The organism is Erwinia sp. S43, assembly GCF_016624745.1.
GTDB classification, from domain to species: Bacteria; Pseudomonadota; Gammaproteobacteria; order Enterobacterales; family Enterobacteriaceae; genus Erwinia; species Erwinia coffeiphila.
This window is the reverse complement of sequence record NZ_JACVTX010000020.1, coordinates 25878-41457: the sequence shown is the minus strand read 5'-3', so window position 1 is coordinate 41457 and position 15580 is coordinate 25878. Positions and strand designations below refer to the sequence as shown.

Annotated in this window: 8 protein-coding genes; 4 read left to right on the top strand and 4 right to left on the bottom strand. The window is 60.3% G+C overall.

The window, feature by feature from the left end; genetic code table 11:
• Positions 1 to 99: 99 nt before the first annotated feature.
• Together IBT47_RS19595 and IBT47_RS27265 are read left to right on the top strand one after the other, a co-directional pair.
• Positions 100 to 2802, top strand: a complete 2703-nt coding sequence (locus IBT47_RS19595; RefSeq protein ID WP_234471997.1) for a pitrilysin family protein — start codon at positions 100 to 102, stop codon at positions 2800 to 2802.
• Positions 2803 to 2852: 50 nt separating this feature from the next.
• Complete coding sequence (locus tag IBT47_RS27265) at positions 2853 to 4106, top strand: co-chaperone YbbN (RefSeq protein ID WP_200562329.1); 1254 nt, start codon at positions 2853 to 2855, stop codon at positions 4104 to 4106.
• Positions 4107 to 4270: 164 nt separating this feature from the next.
• Here IBT47_RS27265 and IBT47_RS19585 read toward each other — a convergent pair whose 3' ends face one another.
• Complete coding sequence (locus IBT47_RS19585; protein WP_200562327.1) at positions 4271 to 6868, bottom strand: TonB-dependent receptor; 2598 nt, start codon at positions 6866 to 6868, stop codon at positions 4271 to 4273.
• Between the two features lie 91 nt (positions 6869 to 6959).
• On the bottom strand, positions 6960 to 9629 hold the full coding sequence (locus tag IBT47_RS19580; protein ID WP_200562326.1) for a pitrilysin family protein: 2670 nt from the start codon (positions 9627 to 9629) through the stop codon (positions 6960 to 6962).
• 149 nt (positions 9630 to 9778) lie between these two features.
• Between IBT47_RS19580 and IBT47_RS19575 the strand changes: the two genes are divergently transcribed.
• Entirely contained in the window at positions 9779 to 11551 is a 1773-nt protein-coding gene (locus tag IBT47_RS19575; protein ID WP_200545075.1) for an ABC transporter ATP-binding protein/permease, read from the top strand.
• A 29-nt stretch (positions 11552 to 11580) separates the two neighbouring features.
• Positions 11581 to 13332, top strand: coding sequence for an ABC transporter ATP-binding protein/permease (locus IBT47_RS19570; protein WP_200562324.1), 1752 nt, complete (start codon positions 11581 to 11583; stop codon positions 13330 to 13332).
• Between the two features lie 31 nt (positions 13333 to 13363).
• On the opposite strand, the gene IBT47_RS19565 is transcribed toward IBT47_RS19570, so the two are convergent.
• Both IBT47_RS19565 and IBT47_RS19560 read right to left on the bottom strand, forming a co-directional pair.
• The gene (locus tag IBT47_RS19565) at positions 13364 to 14341 is read right to left on the bottom strand and encodes a FecR family protein (protein ID WP_200562322.1); all 978 of its coding nucleotides are present in this window, start codon (positions 14339 to 14341) and stop codon (positions 13364 to 13366) included.
• A gap of 263 nt (positions 14342 to 14604) precedes the next feature.
• Entirely contained in the window at positions 14605 to 15513 is a 909-nt protein-coding gene (locus IBT47_RS19560; RefSeq protein ID WP_200562320.1) for a LysR family transcriptional regulator, read from the bottom strand.
• Positions 15514 to 15580 lie beyond the last annotated feature (67 nt).

Here is a 15580-nt window from a genome sequence, read left to right as displayed (position 1 = left end):
TCAGTCGTTTCTCTCTCGCCCGGCCCCTGAGCCGGTCTTCCCTGAATGCCGCCCGGCGGCGTTCTGATATGTCATGGCACAGCCGAGAGAGGATTGATTTTGACTACGCAGTTCACGCCACAACCCGCATCGGATAAGCGCGAGCCTCTGGCCGATATCGCTTTTCCCACCGGCACCTTCACGCTGGATAACGGACTGACGGTTATCGTGGCTGAAAACCGCGACGTGCCGCTGGTGTCGTATCAGCTGATCTACCAGGTCGGTTCTAAAGACGAACCCGCAGGGATGACCGGTTTCGCCCATCTGTTCGAGCATCTGATGTTCGAAGGCAGCGAGCATGCGCCCGGCTCGTTTCTGGAACATATGACCCGCGCCGGGGCCACCAACCTCAACGCCTATACCAGCACCGATCGCACCACCTATCACGCCACGCTGCCGACCGGGTCGCTCGACTATGCGCTGTTTATGGAGTCGGACCGCATGGGGCATTTCTGCGACAGCATCAGCCAGGCGTCGCTGGATCAGCAGCGGCGGGTGGTGCTCAATGAGAAACTGGAAACCGAAAGCGGCCCGTACGGCAAGCTCTACGAATTTAAATCGCGGGGCTGCTTCCCCGCTGAACATCCCTACGCGCATACCGTTATCGGTGAAAAGGCGGATCTGGTTGCTGCCACCCTCGACGACGTGCAGCGCTGGTTTCGCAAATACTACACGCCGTCCAATGCGGTGCTGGCGCTGTGCGGCGATATCGATCTCGCCACCGCGCGGGAAAAGGTTAGCCACTGGTTCGGCGATATCTCCCCCGGCCAGCCGCTGACCCGGCCCGACAGCTGGATCGCCGATATCACCCCGCAGCGCCGCGATCGCTACCAGGCGAACGTTGCCAGCGGCACGCTGCTGCTGGTGTGGAATATTCCCCAGGCGGGCAGCCCGGATGCCACGCTGCTGTCGCTGGCGGCGGATTATCTGGCTTCCGGCCTGTCGTCGGTGCTGGTAAAGAACCTGGTGTACATCAGGAAAACAGCCAGCAGCGTGCAGGCCGAAGTCGCAGACGGTGCGCTGTGCAGCCAGTTTATTCTCAGCGCCACCGTCGCGGAGGGGCAGTCGCTGGCCGCGCTGGAACAGAGCCTGCTGGATGAGCTGCACGCTTTCCTTGCGCAACCCTGCGATGGCCCGCGCCTGCGCGAGGTGAAAAACGATGTGCTTAACCTGTTCCGCGACAGCTATAAAACGTCGGCGCAGATTGCCGCGCTGCTCTCCGTCAGCCGGGTCACGCTGGGTCACGCCGATGCTTTTCGCCAGCAGCTCAGCCAGCTGGACGAGGCATCACCAGACGATCTGCATCAGGCCGCGCAGCGCTGGCTAAGCCGCCCGCACTACACGCTGGAAATTGCCCCCTTCAGTGCCAGAACCGATGAGTCGGCCACCGCCGCGCTGCGCACGACACCGCCAGTAATTCAGCCTCCGGTGCCGCTGGTGCTGCCGCAGGCGCAGCATGCCCGGCTGGATAACGGCATCCGGCTGGTGCTGCTGGAGCGTCACGGTCAGAGCGATATCTATCTCGACCTGCTGCTGCCTGCGGTTGCACTGCCGCATCCCGGCCAGCATCAGTTGCTGAGCGAACTGCTTAACCAGGCCGGAGCCGGTGAACGCGATGCCTTTGCCTTCAGCCAGGCCTGCCGTGATCTGGGCAGCCGCATGGGGCTGCGCAGGCGGCTGCGTCATCTTTCCCTGCTGCTTGTCTGCCGCAGCCCGCAGCTGCCCGCTTCACTGGCGCTGCTCAGCGATCGCCTGGCAAGCAGCGTGCTGCTGGAGGCCGATTTTGAGCGCCAGCGCGCTATCCAGCTTGATGCGCTGACCGAACAGCAACAGGTGGCCAGCGCGCTGGTCGAGCGCGTTCTGCCGGGCCTGATCTATCCTGCGGGCCATCCCTGCCGCGTGCCGGGCGGGCCGGAAGGGACGATTGCCGGGCTGGCGCAGATCTCCTGCGACGCGCTGACGGCGGCGGTGCCGCAGCTGCTGAATATTCAGGATGCCACACTGATTGTCACCGGCGACACCACGCTGGAACAGCTGCTGCCGCTGCTGAATGAGTCCGTGGGGCGACTGGCCGGGTTGCCACGGAATAACGCTGCGGTGCCGCAGGCCAAACAGCCGCTACAGCCGCGCATCTGGCTGCTGGATATTCCCGGCGCGGAGCAAACCGCCATTGCGGCGGCCTCGCTGCTGCCGGGCGTCAGCGGTACCGATGAAGCCGGATTTGAGCTGCTGAATGCGGTCTTCGCCAGCGGCTTTACCTCCCGCATTAACCTCAACCTGCGGGAAGACAAAAACTGGACCTACGGCGCGAAAGGGCGGCTGATTAACGATTTTCAGCAGCGGGCGCACTACGTACTGACCGAAGTACAGGCCGACCGCACCGGCGATGCGATCCGCGAGATCCTGGCGGAATACCGGGCGCTAATCGCTGACCGTCCGGTGACGGCGGACGAGCTGGAAGAAGTGCGCCGCACCAGCCTGCTGGGCTTCAGCAGCAGTGCCGAAAGCCTGCCCGGACTCAACAACATGATCTCCTGGCTGGCGCGCAGCGAGCAGCCCGATGATTTCTGGCAAACCCATCAGCAGCGCGTCGCTGACATCACCCTGGAACAGATTAACGACCTGGCGCAGCAGCTGTTTTCCCCCGAGCGGCTGACGTGGGTCGTCGCCGGGGATATCAGCCTGTTCCGGGATGAACTTGCTGCGCTGTTCCCCGCTGGATTGCAGTTTATCAACGACGGCGGCGATGCCCTGTATGACTGAACAACGCCGCTTCATTACACCTAATTGTGTTACAACATCATGGAGTTACTATGTCTGACCTTATTACTAACCTGACGGACAGCACGCTGGACGACGCCCTGAACCATGCTTCCCAGCCGGTGCTGCTGGATCTGTGGGCACCCTGGTGCGGCCCCTGCCTGGCTATCGCCCCGCTGCTGGAGAAAGTGGCGGCGGCAACCGAAGGGCAGCTGACGGTGGCCAAGCTGGACGTGGAACAGTATGAACATCTGCTGCCGCGCTTCCGCGTGCGCGGCATCCCGACGCTGCTGCTGTTCCGCAACGGCAGCGAAGTAGCACGCAAAGTGGGCGTCGATTCCCTGTCCGATCTCAACGGCTGGCTGCGATCGCAGGGGATCGCCATTGAATCCGAGGGGGAAGTGGTGGTGCCGGAGGTGCAGCCGTGGTCGTCGTTCTACGGCGATGATGCGCTACGGCAATTCCTGACAAACCGCCTGAAAGCGACCGCGCTGGCGGCTGAGATCTCCCACTATGCCTTCCCGCGCCCGCAGGATCTGCTGACCACCCCTTACGTGCTGGCCGGTCAGGAATCGGTGGACGTCTTCGAGCGCGTCACCGGCCTGCCGCCTGCGCTGGCACAGTGGCTGGAGGTGCTCGACTTCGTTACCCCGCAGCAGATCGACGAGCTGATCGCCGTGCTGGCAAGCGGTAAAGCCTACGGCGATGCCCCGCTGCACCTGCTGGTACAGTGGCTGGAGGATGCCGATGTCCGCTGGGCAAGCGTGCTGTCCGCGCCGCTCAACGCGCTGCGTCTGCGCTGGCTGGCGCTGACCCACAGCTATCTGAACGGCCAGCAGACGCCTCGCCAGGCGTGGCTGGCGATCCAGCAGGAGGCCAGCGGGCATCACGATCGCTGCCAGAGCGGGCAGGATCTGGAACAGCACCTCTGCTCAACGCTGTTTATCCTCTCGCCGCCGTCGGCGCTCAACGATACGCAGGCCACCTTCACCATCCTGCATCACTGGCATCAGATCCAGTTCCATCTGGGGCAGATCAACGCGGGTTGGAGCAGCGAAGAGCTGGCGATGTCCGATCGGCGCTGGGCATGGATCGAGCCGCAGCTGGCGGCAATCCCGGAAGAGGAATCAGAAGGGGCATTAGAATCACTGCATCTGCAGTGGCGGCAGCAGTCGCCCGAGTTTGCCGACTATGTACAGAAGGAAGCGTTGTATCACGAGGACTTTGCCGCAAGAGAACCGCAGCGCACCCAGCTGTTCAGAGAAAGGTTCCTACAGCTGCTGAAGCAGGCACCGGACGCCGAATAATCCCCTGAAATAAAAAGCCTGCCCGCGGGCCTGATGCCATGGTTTTAAGTGACCGGCATCAGTCCCGGGGCAGGTTTTTTTTCGTGCCGAATTCGGCACATAAAAAACCCCGAATCACGATCCGGGGTGCAGCAACAGGCGATAACTGCCAACGGAGTAGCCGGTTAGTCAAAGGTGCCGCTAATTGACAGCACAAAGTTACGCGGATCGCCATACCAGTAGCCGCCGTTTAAGCTACCGACGGTGGAGTAGTACGTTTTATCGAACAGGTTATTGCCCAGCAGGGCCACGTTCCAGTTACGGTTGATGGCGTAGCCGATCCTGGCGGAATACACCGCGTAGAATGCAGTATTGGCGTTATATTTATGCAGGTTAAAGTCATCATCGTACCAGGCACCCACCTGTTTGGTTTTGCTCTGCGCCTGCACGCCAACGCCAAAGCTGAACTTGCTTAAGGTTTCCCCGGCATCGTTAAACTGGAAGTCGTTCCACCATTTGATGGTGTGCTTCGGCGTAAACACACTGATGCTGTCATTCAGGCCGTCTGAGGTTAATTCAGAGGATTTGTTAAAGTTATAGGTATAGCCCAGCGAGGTCTGCCACCACGGCTGCACGCTGCCGGTGATCTCCAGATCCACGCCCTTGCTGATATTCGCATCCGGCGCGTTACGGTAGTAGCCCTGGCGGCCGCCGCCCAGATCGACGGAGTTTCCGCCAATCAGCTGCCCCTGATTCACCAGGCGGATTTGATACAGCGACAGCGAGGCGTTCAGCAGGCCCCCCGGCTGGGCGTACTTGAGTCCGGTTTCCAGATTGCTGCCGGTTTCCGGATCGATCTGCTGACCGGAGGGCGAGATCATATTGCTCTGCGGGATAAAGATTTTGGTATAGCTGCCGTACCAGCTCAGATCGTCGTTGATATCGTAACTGACCGAGTAGTAAGGGCTTTCCCACTTGCGGGTGAATTCGCTGGTGTCGCTCTGGTCATTGGCGGTGCTGGTGTGGGTATTGCTTTTATAAGCGTTCAGCCGCAGGCCAAGGCCAAAGTGCAGCGGCTTCCACGGGGTGAGCACCAGCTGCGAATACATCCCCCAGTTAATGGAGGATCCGCTGCTCAGGTAGGCGTAATAGCCTGACGGAATGGACGGTGCCGGTACCGAGGTATCCCAGTTCCACGGATCCATCTCCGGCCCGGTGTTGCCGAACCAGCCGCCGGTATTGCTTTCAGCATCCGGCGAGGTCATCCAGTAGCTCTGTTTGGAATAGTTGGCACCCAGGGTCAGCTTCTGCGGCAGGCCGAAGACGTCAAACTCGCCGGTCAGCGTGGAGTCAAAAGAGAACTGCTTGTTGTTACTGTTGCTGGCGTCGGCGGCGATCGGTTCTGATGAAAAAAGACCGGTATCCGGCATAATTTGTCCGGCTACATTGGAGAAGATCGTGCTGTTGCGCTGATAAAGCCCGCTGTAGTTCAAATTGAAGTTCCAGCGGTCGCCAATTTTCTGATCCAGTTTGGCGAAGACTTCACGCGTATCGGAGTCCGACTTTTCCCATGGAAACACCCATGCCGTTTTGCGGCTGAAGTGGGGGTCGCTGCCATCCGGATACAGGGTCAGACCGTTGGACAGCGGCACGCCGCGAATACGCTGGTAGCTGCCGCCGAAGGTCAGCAGAGTGGAGTCGGTGAGATCGGCTTCCAGCATGCCGTAGGCCACGGTTTTTTCATCTTTTGCGGTGCGGTAAAAATGGTGGCTGTCCTTGCGGGTCAGCACGGCGCGGGCGCGCAGCGTACCGGCATCGTTCAACGGTGAGCTGAGGTCCAGCGAGTTCTGGTAGTTATCCCAGCTGCCCGCAGAGCCGTCGTACTTTAGCTGAAAGTGATCGAGCGGGCGCTTGCGCACCAGGTTGACCGTACCGCCCGGTCCGGTGGTGCTGAAGCCGTTAAACAGATCGTCGGCACCGCGCAGGATCTCCACGTGATCGTACATCGACATATCAAAAGAGGGCGAAAAGCGTTTATTGAAGTTGGTGCCGCCGGTGATATCGATCGGCGATCCGCCGTCGATGCTGGCGCGGGTGATCTGGAAGCCGCGTGAGTAAAACGTCTGCTCACGCGAGTTATTCCCCTGCTGCACGGTGATGCCGGTGGCCTTTTGCATCGCATCGTTCAGCGTACGAATGCCCTGCTGCTGCATGGTTTCACTGGTGATCACGCTGACCGATTGCGGTGTATCCTTGACGCTGGTGGCCCCCTTCGATCCGACGGTGAGCATGCTGCCGTTCAGGCTGCCGGAGCCTTCGGTGGCGGTCATATCGGTACTGCCATTCACCCCGACGGCGTTGGTAGCCTGGTCCAGCGCGCCGTCCACCTGGACTGCGCCTAATACCTCGGTTCCGTCGGTGGATGCCGTAGCGGTACTGTAGATCTGGATAGTGTTGGTACTGACGTATTTAAAGCCCAGTGAGGTCCCCGACAGCAGCGTACGCAGTGCGTCATCCGCTGGGTAGCTGCCGCTGACCCCCGCGCTGGAAAGTCCGTTTGTCAGTTCGCTGGGGGCAATCAGCTGCAGGCCGCTCTGCTGACCAAAGGCCAGCAGCGCCCCGGCCAGCGAACCGCCGCCGGGGATGCTGAAGTTATGCCGCAGTGCCTGGGCGGTGCTGTCTCCGGCGGGGGCTGCCTGCTGCGCCAGCGCGGAGGCGCCGCCTGCCAGGTTCCCGCCCAGCACCGCCAGCATCAGCCAGGAGTGGTAGTGTTTCGATGCCATAAAGTGTGATTCCAGTCATGAGTTAGTGTTATCTCTGAGTGAACGAATCAGCGGCGAAAACATCGCAACGAAAAACCGGCGGTGAAAAAATTTATTTATACAGCTCCTCCGGCTGAGGCGGGAAATGCCCGGCGGGCAGCGACAGGATGGCTGACAGTTCGTCGGCAATCGCGCTGACGGCCCCTGTAATCAGCCATTTTCCATACCCTGGTGCGATCGCCTGGCGCAGCAGGGGATCGATGCGATCCACGCTTAAGCCGGTGATGTCGTCCAGTAGTCGCTGGCGGTAATCCTCCGGCAGCCCCTCGCGCAGCAGCGACTCCTGCTGACACAGCGCCTCGAAGTCATTGCCCACCGGGCGGCTCAGCCGCAGCTGCTCGATCTGGATCAGCCCGGCCAGTTCCTGTGCGGTCAGAGGGCGGTCGCCCAGCAGGGCATCGCATTCGCGGCGAATGGCGCGCACCGCCGCCAGCGTGTTCTCGGCGGCCACGCTCAGTTCAAAGCCCAGCAGGCGGCTGCCCGGCAGCGACTGCATTAGCGGCGTGACGTTGTAGGTCAGGCGGTCCACCTCGCGCAGGGCGAAGTTAATGCGCGAGGCAAAGCTGGCGGCCAGCAGCGGATGGATCAGCTGCACGGCGGCATCATGGGGCGATCCGCTGCCCGGCAGCACAAACCACGCCTTTAGCGTGCTCACCGCCGCTGCAGGGTTATCGATCAGTAGCAGTGCACCTGTGGTATCGGCTGGGGGAATCGCCGGTTTCTCCGGGGCAGGTACTGCACCGGACTGCCACTGCGCCAGGCTGTTTTCCAGCAGCGCGATGAGCTGTTCAACGGGCAGCGAACTGCGCAACAGCAGGCTGGCATTGTGCGGCTGATAGTGCCGCTGATAAAACGCACTCGCCGCCTCGGGCGTCAGCTGTGCCAGGCTGTCAGGGGTTCCCTGGATAAACGCCGGGCGCTTCAGCGGGTGCTGCGGCGGGAAGCTAATCGCCGGTAAGGCCCATGACGTGTTGTCGAGATCGTTGAGTACCTGGCGGTAATGCTCGCGGTGCGCCTCCATGCTGTCCGCCAAGGTCGGGTCACTGCGCAGCACCGCGCTCAGGTGATGGAAAACCTGTGCGGCGTTCGGTTCCGGCATCTGCATTCTCAGCGCGATGCTGGTTGCGCCAACGTCCAGCGCGATGCCCGCGTCCTGCGACCACAGCCACTGTTCCAGGGTAATACCGTCGTTTTCGCCACCGGCGACCAGCCCGGCAACCAGCTGCGCAAGGCCGTCGTGCTTCGGGGGATCGAACTGCGATCCGGCGTTGACGATCAGGCTGGCGCTGAGCAATCCCGGCTGCATTGCCGGAACCACAACGATCTTCAGGCCGTTTGACAAGATCCGCCGTTCGGCAACCGGCGCTGGGGGCAGCGGCGCGACGGTAATTGGCGGTGGGGTCAGGGCGGGATCGCGGCGGGCGGCCACGGTAGTAATCGGATCGACGGTGACCACCAGCCTCCCCTGATGCAGCCAGTGCTGCGCCGCCGCCACCACGGTTTCGGCAGGCATTGTCAGTGCCTGAACCACGCGCTGGCGCAGGCCTTCGGCGCGCTGCGGCGAGTGTTCGTGGCGGCCCAGCGCGGCGGCCAGCCTCAGGGGATCGGCCCACTCCGATCGCGAATTTTCCAGCAGCAGCTGCTGGCTGTGCTGGAGCAGGTCAGGGTTCAGCGGGGTGGTGCGCATCTCATCCAGCGCCGCGAGGGCGTGGCGCTCCACCTCGTCCGCGCTGACGCCCGGCTGCAGTTCGATGCGCAGATTGAAATAGCTTGCCAGCATGCCGGATTCCACAAAGGCCGAAATCTCGGTGGCAAGCTGATTATCCACCATCAGCCGCACCACCAGCGGCGACCAGGCGGTATCGGCCAGCACCCCGGCAAACAGCTCCAGCGCGGTGGCATCCTCTTCCCCGAACGGTGGCATCGTCCAGCAGATGCGCAGCAGCCGGTTGTCGATGTGGTCCTCCAGCCGCAGGCGCTTTTCCTGCGCCAGCGCAGGCAGCCAGCGCTGCACGGTTTCCCGCGCTGCGCCCGGTGCGATATCGCCAAACCAGCGCTGCACTTTTTCCCGCGCGGCGTCAGTGGTGACCGCCCCCGCGAGGGTAATCACCGCATTGTCAGGCCGGTAAAAACGCTGGCTCCACGCCTGCACATCGGCAAAGCTGACCTGCTGTAAATCGGCACGCTCACCGGCCACTTTATGGGCATACGGATGCTCTGCCGGGAACAGATGGCGCAGGATCGCTCCCTGCACCGCGCCCAGCGGTTGAAGTTCGTTCTCTTCCATTTCGCGGGTCACCACATCGCGCTGCACCTCCAGCGCCTGCGGCGACAGCCCGCCAGCCAGCCAGCCCATCCGGTCCGCTTCGGCAAACAGCGTGTAGTCCAGCGATCCCGGCGGTACCGACTGGAAAAACTGGGTGATATCGGCGCTGGTCACGCCGTTCAGCCCTTCGGCTCCGGCACGCTCCAGGTGGCTGATATAGCTGCCCGGCAGGGTGGCACTGCCGGAAAACATCAGGTGCTCCATCAGATGCGCCAGGCCAAAGCGACCGGCGGGCTCATCCTTCGCGCCAACGCCGTAGGCCACGTGGACCGCCACCGTCGGTGAATCTGCGCTTTCATGCACCAGCAGGGTCAGGCCGTTATCAAGGATAACGCGCTGGAAAGGGATCTCGGGCAGCGCGGCCGCGAGATTTGGGGCGGTGGTGACGTCGTTCATGCAGGCTCCAGAAACAGGGGATATATCGGGAAAGTTCGGTGCAGACAGAACGAGTCAGGCCGCGTTTTTCCACAATTTTCCCTTACGTTTGTGGATTAATCGCGGCTTGATCGTTCTCTGGATATCTGGAAACCCTGTGGATATTTGCCATGTCAGTTGATGAACAACCTGCTGCCACCCGCAGCTATAAACTGAACGCGCTGTTTTTTCGTCGGCTCTGGACGCTGAGCGCCCCCTACTGGTGCCGCCGCGAAGCCTGGAAGGCGTGGGCGATTATGGCGATGCTGCTTTCCTCCGCCGCCGCCTTCAGCCTGGTCGGCGGCTATATCTCCAATCTGGTGGCGGACTCCACCAATGCGCTGGTGGCCAAACAGAGCATCTACTGGCGCATTATGATCTGGATGACCTTCGTGGGCCTGATGCAGACCCTGGCGCTGCAGGTCACCAGCTGGTTCAGTGCCTGGCTGCTGCTGGACTGGCGCAAATGGATGACCCACCACCTGCTCAATGCCTATATGCACAACCGCACCTACTACGAAATTGAGAAAGACGGCTTTATCGATAACCCGGACCAGCGGTTACAGGAGGAAGTGCCGTCGGTGTGCCAGACGGTAATCGGTGTCCCGCAGTTTATTCTCAGCTCGCTGATGACCATTGCGGTGCAGGCCAGCATTATTGTGCAGGTTTCGCCGGGCATGTTCTGGGCGGTGGTGATCTATGCCGGAGTGAACACGCTGGTCTCTATGTGGCTCTATAACCCGACGATCCGGCAGAGCTGGGATTTGACCGTGGCCCAGGCGCGTATGCGTACCGGGCTGATGCACCTGCGTGATAACGCGGAAACCATCGCCTTCTATCGCGGTGAAAACAGCGAAAGGAAGGGGCTGCACCAGCGGCTGCGAGATGTGGCAAAGGTCAAAATGACGATGATTTTTTACGGCATCCGCATGAGCGTGGTGAATCAGGTGATGGGGCTGATTTTCAGTCTGCTGCCGATCTTTTTTGTCGTACCGCTCTACTTCAGCGGCAAGGTGGCCTACGGCTCGATCGATCAGGTTGGGGCGGCGGCGGCGATGGTGCTCTCCGGCCTGTCGGTGATCTCTAACTTTATTCCCACCATGACCAGCACCATGCCGAGCGTGGTGCGGCTATCCGAGATCCAGGAAAAATTTAACCAGCTGAACGATCCCCGGCGGGCGCAGGAGGCAGCACGCATCCGCCATCGCGAAGGGGAGATCGTGGTACTGGAAAACGTGGATGTCGCTACGCCCGGCGGCGAGCAGCAGCTGGTGCGCAACCTTTCCCTGCGGGTGGCAGAAGGCCAGCATACGCTGATCGCCGGCCAGACCGGGGTGGGTAAAAGCTCGCTGCTGCGGGCGATTGCCGGGCTGTGGCGGCGCGGCGAAGGCGAGATACAGCTGCCGCCGTATCAGCAGCTGATGTTTATTCCGCAGAAGCCCTACATGATCCTCACCGATTTACGTTCCCAACTGCTGTACCCGGAACCGGCGGAAAGCGCGGAGGATGTGCGGATACAGCAGGCGTTTGTTCGCCTCGGCAGGCCGGATTTCCTGGCAAAGCAGGGTGGGCTGGACTGCATTAAAGACTGGCGCAAGGTGCTTTCGTTGGGCGAGCAACAGCTGGTGGCGTTTGCCCGCATTTTGCTGCGCCAGCCGCGCTATGTGTTTCTGGATGAGGCCACCAGCGCGATGGATGTGGAAACCGAACGCCAGGCCTATCGCGCGCTCGGCGAAGCGAATATCACCTGCATCAGCGTCGGGCATCGTGAAACGCTGATGCAGTTCCATCCGCAGAAGCTGCACCTGCTGGCTCACGGCGAGTGGCGGCTGACGCAGCATCGCGAAGAGGCTCCGCAGGGCGCAGATGTCGATTCTTATCACTTTCAGGCCCGGGCGGTCTGATCTTCTTACTTTTCGCAGGGTAAAAACTGATGGCTGTAATGTTATCGGAACTGAAAAACGATCAAAACCGGCACCGGTTAAATCGCCTGTTCTTTCGCCGCGTGTGGCAGCTGGCCGCACCCTACTGGACCCGCAAAGGAGCGTGGAAATCCTGGCTGACGGTGGGCATTCTCTGCCTGATGATGGGCGGATTCAGCCTGGCGGGGGCGAAATTCACCCAGCTGACCGCCGATGTCACCAACGCGCTGGTGGATAAACGCACCGATCTCTACTGGGAGCTGTTTACCTGGCTGACGGTGCTCGGCGTGCTGCGCTTCGGCGCGGATCTGGTGCAGCAGCTGATCGATTCGATGCTGGCGATGCACTGGTGGCGCTGGCTGACCGAATACATTATGGATAACTACCTTTACCGCCACGCCTATTACCACATTTTGCAGGATGAGAAGATCGACAACCCCGATCAGCGCATTCAGCAGGAGGTGGAGCCGTTCTGCGGCACGGTGGGCGCGTTCCCTCGCCAGTTCCTCGGCTCGCTGATGGACATGGGCGTGCAAACCACCATTATGATGAGCATCTCCACCCCGATGTTTTTCGCGGTGATCGGCTTTGCGCTGTTCCAGGCGGTGGCGATGTATTACATCAACCGGCCCACCATCAAACAGAACTTCGATATCACCGTGGCCGAAGCGGATTTGCGCTACGGGCTGACCCACGTGCGCAACAATGCCGAGAACATTGCGTTCTATCGCGGCGAAGCGGTTGAAGTGGGGCATATTGGCACCCGGCTGCTGAACGCCACCCGCAAACAGATGCGGGCAAACGTCTACGGTATTTATATGCAGCTGATGAACGAAGGCGTTGGTCAGGTGTGGAACTATCTGCCGCTGATTATCCTTGTGCCGGTCTATTTCCGTGGCGATATCAGCTACGGCAGCATCGCACAGGCCACCGCTTCGGCTACCCTGTTGTTGAATAGTCTGTCGGTGCTGACCACCTATATCCCAATGCTCAGCCAGACCGTGCCGAACGTGGTGCGGCTGGCGGAGATCCACGAAACCTTCCTTAAGCTGCAGGAAAATCAGATCGACGAAAAAAATCATCTGGTGATGAAGCCTGGTAAAACCATCCAGTTGAACAACGTCAGCCTGAAAACGCCCGGCGGCGAGCAGTCGCTGGTGCAAAACCTTAATCTTGAGCTGCCGGAAGACAGCCGGCTGATTATCGTTGGCCGCACCGGAGTGGGGAAAAGCTCGCTGCTGCGCGCCATCGGCGGACTGTGGCAGACCGGGCAGGGCAGCGTCACGCTGCCGCTGGAGGAGGGCGGCTGCCTGTTCCTGCCACAGCGCCCTTATACCTTTGAAGGCGATCTGCGCAGCCAGATCTGTTATCCCGCAGCGCAGTCGCCGGTCAGTGACGACGAGCTGGCGGCGTTGCTGGATAAGGTGTGCCTTGGCGATCTGCTGGCGCGCCACGGGCCGCTGGATCGGGTGGCCGACTGGTCGCGCGTGCTGTCGCTGGGCGAGCAGCAGCGCATTGCCTTCGCCCGCATGTTGCTGATTAAGCCGCGCTATCTGTTCCTGGACGAGGCGACCAGCGCCGTCGATTTACAGACCGAGGCGGCGCTGTATCAGCTGCTGGAGGACGTGGGAACGGCGTGGATCAGCGTCGGGCACCGGCCAAGCGTGATGCGCTTTCACCGCCAGGCGCTACGGCTGCATGAGGGAGGAAGCTGGGAGCTGTTGACCATGGAGCAGCTGAACGAACTGGCGGATAGCGACTGAGGTCAGCGCGCCAGGGCAACGCTCCTGGCGCTTATTTACGCTCGCGCAGCCAGACCACCGGACCGACCCGGCTGATGTTCACTGGCAGCGACTGCTGCAGGCCGTCGTACCAGTCGTCGAGATGGTTGATGTCGATAATGGCGTTGAGCTTAACGGCCGCCAGACGCTCGCTGTTAAACACGATCACCCGCTTATCGTAGCGCTTCAGCGTGGCGAGAATGGTCCCCAGCGGCTGCTCCTCAAATACCAGCTGCCCCTGATGCCAGGAGAGCACCTGGCCGGCATTGACCGTGGTGATTTTCGCGCTGTTCTGCCCGCCATGCAGCTCCGCTTGCTGGTTCGCGTTCAGCTGCATATCGGGATGATCCCTGCGGCTCAGTTCGACCCTGCCGCGCTCCACGGTGACCACCATGCCGTCGCCGTCGCGCTGTACACCAAAGGCGGTGCCCAGCACTTTCACTTCGCCAACGCCTGCATCAACGATAAACGGCTGTACCGGGTTATGCACCACGTCGAAGAAGGCTTCACCGCGCGCCAGCCGCACGAAGCGCTGCCCGGAATTCACCCGTACATCCGCCGCGCTGTCGGCATCCAGCCACATGCGGCTGCCGTCATCCAGCGCCAGCATGCGCTGCTCCCCGCTGGAGGTATAGTGGTCGTACTGCCAGCGCGACAGCCAGTTTTGCGTCATTACCACCGAGAACAGCAGCAGGCCTGCGGTGGGCAGCATAATCTGCCAGCGCCACAAGCGGCGGCGCGCCTGCTCGTGTGGAGAGATACCGCTCAGGGCATCCGGCTGATAGTAGTTTTCCAGCGACATCCCCATGCTGACCCACAGACCACGCGCATCGGCCAACGCAGCTTCATGGCGGCTGTCGGCGCTGCGCCAGCGCTCAAAAGCCGCCAGCTCATCGCTGGTGATATCACCCGAGGTCAATCGCACCAGCCAGGTTACGGCCTGCGTATTGATTTCCGTCGTGTGCTCTGTGTTGTCCCCGGTCACTGGCATCTATCAGCGCCGGTCCGCGTTAGATTGGGTGGACATCCGGTAACTCCCTTTGGCAGAGTTTAATGGCTGCAATAACAGCAGGTTAAGCATAACAGAGCCTTCCTGGTGGCAAACCCTTACTTTACCCCTGTTTCATAACGGTAAACAGGGCTTGTCCCCGGCGATAGCTGCCAAGGATTGCCGCGAACGGCCTCAGTTATTGAAGAAACGTGCGAAACGGACGTTTTCATCAAACCGAATGAAAAAATATTGAGGTAATCCGTTCACGGCTTCTTTCCCGGCGTGACTATTTCAGACAGCTGTTGCTGAACAAACTCGCTGACTTCATCTGCAAAGGCATTGATAACCTCAACGGAGTCGGGTTTTGGATAACGGTGGGTCAGCTGATAGCAAACGAACAGCGGCGGAGGCGTCTTTAATCTGAACCACTTCAGATTTTGAGTTTCCTGCAGCAGCTTAATACAGGTCATGGGCGCAATGCTCCAGTAGCCGGGTTTGTTCAGATAATGCTTCAGCATGGAGCCGGTATTTACCCGCATCAGCGGCCGTTGGTTGGCCCAATAGCGATCATGCCAGATTTCAAAATCACTTCCCCAGCGAATGAAAATCTCTTTTTCCGGTGATAATTGGTCGAGCGAGATATCATCCGTGTAGGGGCTGTCCACGTGGCAGACTAAAAACATCTCTTCACTGTATATCGGCCTGGCCGTGACGTCCGGGAAGCGTTTGATACCGTAGGCGAAGCCGATATCGATGGTCTTGTTTTCCAGCAGGCCGTACAGCTCACTGGAGTGATGGGTGCGGATATCCAGACGGATGCCGGGTTTCAGATCCCGGTGCTGCTGGTAGAGTGGCACAAAGGTATAGCTGTTAATAATATCCACGCTGCCAATCGTCAGTATCGTGTAATTCCGACTGTTTTTAAGCAGTTGCGTTTCGCGCCATAGCGAAAGCCAGCGGTGAGCAACGGGAAGAAATGATTCACCAAACGGTGTCAGATAGAGATTTTTGATGCCTCTTTGCCTGTTGAACAGTCTGCCATCAAGCTCATCCTCCAGCAGCTTGAGCCGATGGCTGATTGTGCTCTGACCGAGGTAAAGCTTTTGTGCCGCCAGCGATACGCTGCGACATTCCGCGACCGTAAGAAATGTCTCGACCAGTTCAAGCTTCATTGGGGTTATCCAAATATCAATAACGTAGATATACCATATCAATAAATATCATTTTTTTCAATATATG

Excerpts from the sequence above, each read along its gene's own strand:
- IBT47_RS19585 (WP_200562327.1), bottom strand. The coding sequence starts at position 6,868 with ATGGCATCGAAACACTACCACTCCTGGCTGATGCTGGCGGTGCTGGGC.
- IBT47_RS19560 (WP_200562320.1), bottom strand. The coding sequence starts at position 15,513 with ATGAAGCTTGAACTGGTCGAGACATTTCTTACGGTCGCGGAATGTCGC.
- IBT47_RS19570 (WP_200562324.1), top strand. The coding sequence starts at position 11,581 with ATGGCTGTAATGTTATCGGAACTGAAAAACGATCAAAACCGGCACCGG.
- IBT47_RS19565 (WP_200562322.1), bottom strand. The coding sequence starts at position 14,341 with ATGCCAGTGACCGGGGACAACACAGAGCACACGACGGAAATCAATACG.
- IBT47_RS27265 (WP_200562329.1), top strand. The coding sequence starts at position 2,853 with ATGTCTGACCTTATTACTAACCTGACGGACAGCACGCTGGACGACGCC.
- IBT47_RS19580 (WP_200562326.1), bottom strand. The coding sequence starts at position 9,629 with ATGAACGACGTCACCACCGCCCCAAATCTCGCGGCCGCGCTGCCCGAG.
- IBT47_RS19575 (WP_200545075.1), top strand. The coding sequence starts at position 9,779 with ATGTCAGTTGATGAACAACCTGCTGCCACCCGCAGCTATAAACTGAAC.